Below are 2,123 nucleotides of genomic sequence, written 5' to 3' on the forward strand. Positions count from 1 at the left end.
CGTCTTCCTCAAGAAAATTATCGTTTTCTTTTAGTTGACCTTCCAGGTCATGGCCAATCAACTGCTGAACGGATGGGGAAATACTCTCATCGTCATCTTGCTCAGCAGCTTATCGAGTTTCTCGATACTCTTTCAATCAAAAAAGTTATCATTATCGGCCATTCTTTAGGTGGAAACCTTGCTCTTCGAATGGCTCTTCTTCATCCCGAAAGAGTACAAGCTCTATTTCTCATCAGTCCCGCGGTATTTTCGGTTCATGGAGTCCCCTTGTCAAGTTTAATTTTTGCCAATCCTCTATTGAGAACTGGTATTATTTCGATTGCTAATAAGACACTGCGGTCAGAAATTAAACTGACAAAGACCCTCCAGGATGCAGTTTTTGATAAGAATATAATCGACCAAGATCTATTCAATCGAATAGCCGACCCAATTCTTCGAAATCCAAAAAGTGGCTTAGCTCTCTACTACTATTTACGAGATTCTTCTCGAAATCATGTTTTCCCTAATTTAAATACTCTAACTTTGCCGATTTTTATTATGAGCGGTAGGGAAGATTCTTGGGTAAAAATCTCCGAAATAAAGCGATTAAACGCTTCCCTCAATAACGTCACTTTTTTAGAAATTTACCAATGTGGTCATATGCCCCAGGAAGAAAAACCAGATGAAGTTGTCAAACAATTGATTAAATTTACCGATCTTCATTCCCAATAGATTCCATGCTCGCTCTCATCAAAATACTGATCATTTTTGCTTTTATCCTAGTTCTCATCAAAAAGAAATTGAATATCGGTTTAAGTCTAATTTTGGCTTCTTTTCTTTTTTGGATTTTATTTCAAATTCCCTTTTCGAAATTCCCGTCGGTTTTTCCTTTAGGATTTTTTGCTTATGAAAATACCAATTTATTACTCAGTGTTTTTTCTATTATGTTGTTAGGAAATTTACTGTCCAATAATGGGGAACTTGTTAAGTTAGTGCGAGGTATTGAAGAACGAATTCGTGATTCCCGATTGGTATCCCCAGCTTTATCAGCTCTAATCGGGCTCCTTCCCATGCCCGGTGGTGCACTTTTTTCCGCTCCTTTAATCGAAGCTTCTTATTCATCCAGTTCATTATCCAGCCAATTGCTTACCTTTATTAATTATTGGTATCGACATGTATGGGAGTATTTCCTCCCGCTTTATCCAGTTATTTTAATGGCATCTAACCTAACAGGTTTATCCCTTGCTTGGATTATTATTCATCATCTACCCTTTACCCTATTAGCTTTAATCGGTGGTTGGATAGTCATAAAAAACCAAAAACCCCTATCAAAAGCCAATATAAAAACTGAATCTATGCCCTTGAAAACTTTGCTTCGGTTATTTGTACCTATCCTTATTCCAGTTTTTGTCGTACTCCTTAACCAACCGGTTTGGTTGGGAGCTGCAATGGGAATTGTCTTTTGCGTCTTTTTTCACCGTATGAACCTTACCACCTTATCACGATTGATGTTTCATCGGTTTTCCTGGGCTATGATGCTGGATGTGGTTGGGGTCATACTTTTTAAAACTGTCATTATTGAAAGTGGGAGCATCCCGGTCTTAGTAGATTCCTTTCTTTCTAGTCATTTTCCTATATTGATTATCGGGATGGTCATTCCCTTTCTAATTGCCCTCATCAGTGGTTATTCATCAGCTTTTATCGGAATTGCCTTTCCAATTATCCTTCCGCTGTTTACTGAATATTCCATCCAACAGATTTTTCCTTTAATATTTATTTCTGGTTATGCTGGAATCACTTTTTCACCAGCTCATCTTTGTTTAATTCTTACCTGCCGCCATTTTAAAAGCGACCTCATTTCTACCTACCGACAACTCTTTTTGCCCTTTCTATTGGTATTTTCTTGGGGGGTTATTTGGTTTTTCCTCGCTCGATAATAGCTCAACAAGAACATTAATAAGGAGTCGATGGTATTTGATTAATTAGAAAATCACCGACTTGATAGATCAAACCCCTACCAAAGAATTTTTTACGTAGGTGCACAATTAATTGCGCCCGATTATTGTAGCGACCCGTCATGGCATGTCGAATCTTTAGTTTTTCATCCTCATCTGGTGTTGCTGGACAGCATGAGGGTCTATCCT

General features: G+C 38.0%; 3 protein-coding genes. 2 read left to right on the plus strand and 1 reads right to left on the minus strand.

Features of this window, described 5'->3' with window-relative positions:
- Together PLK24_RS10980 and PLK24_RS10985 are read left to right on the plus strand one after the other, a co-directional pair.
- Positions 1-711, plus strand: a 711-nt coding sequence (locus tag PLK24_RS10980) for an alpha/beta fold hydrolase (protein ID WP_324479088.1), incomplete at its 5' end; no start/stop codon positions are given.
- 5 nt (positions 712-716) lie between these two features.
- Entirely contained in the window at positions 717-1,916 is a 1,200-nt protein-coding gene (locus PLK24_RS10985) for a DUF401 family protein (RefSeq protein WP_324479090.1), read from the plus strand.
- 16 nt (positions 1,917-1,932) lie between these two features.
- Here the strand turns inward: PLK24_RS10985 and PLK24_RS10990 are convergent.
- Positions 1,933-2,123 (minus strand): hypothetical protein (locus PLK24_RS10990; RefSeq protein ID WP_324479092.1); only part of this gene is annotated, 191 nt, incomplete at its 5' end.

Source organism: Atribacter sp. (assembly GCF_035418125.1).
Classification (GTDB): domain Bacteria; phylum Atribacterota; class Atribacteria; order Atribacterales; family Atribacteraceae; genus Atribacter; species Atribacter allofermentans.

Excerpts from the sequence above, each read along its gene's own strand:
- PLK24_RS10985 (WP_324479090.1), top strand. The coding sequence starts at position 717 with ATGCTCGCTCTCATCAAAATACTGATCATTTTTGCTTTTATCCTAGTT.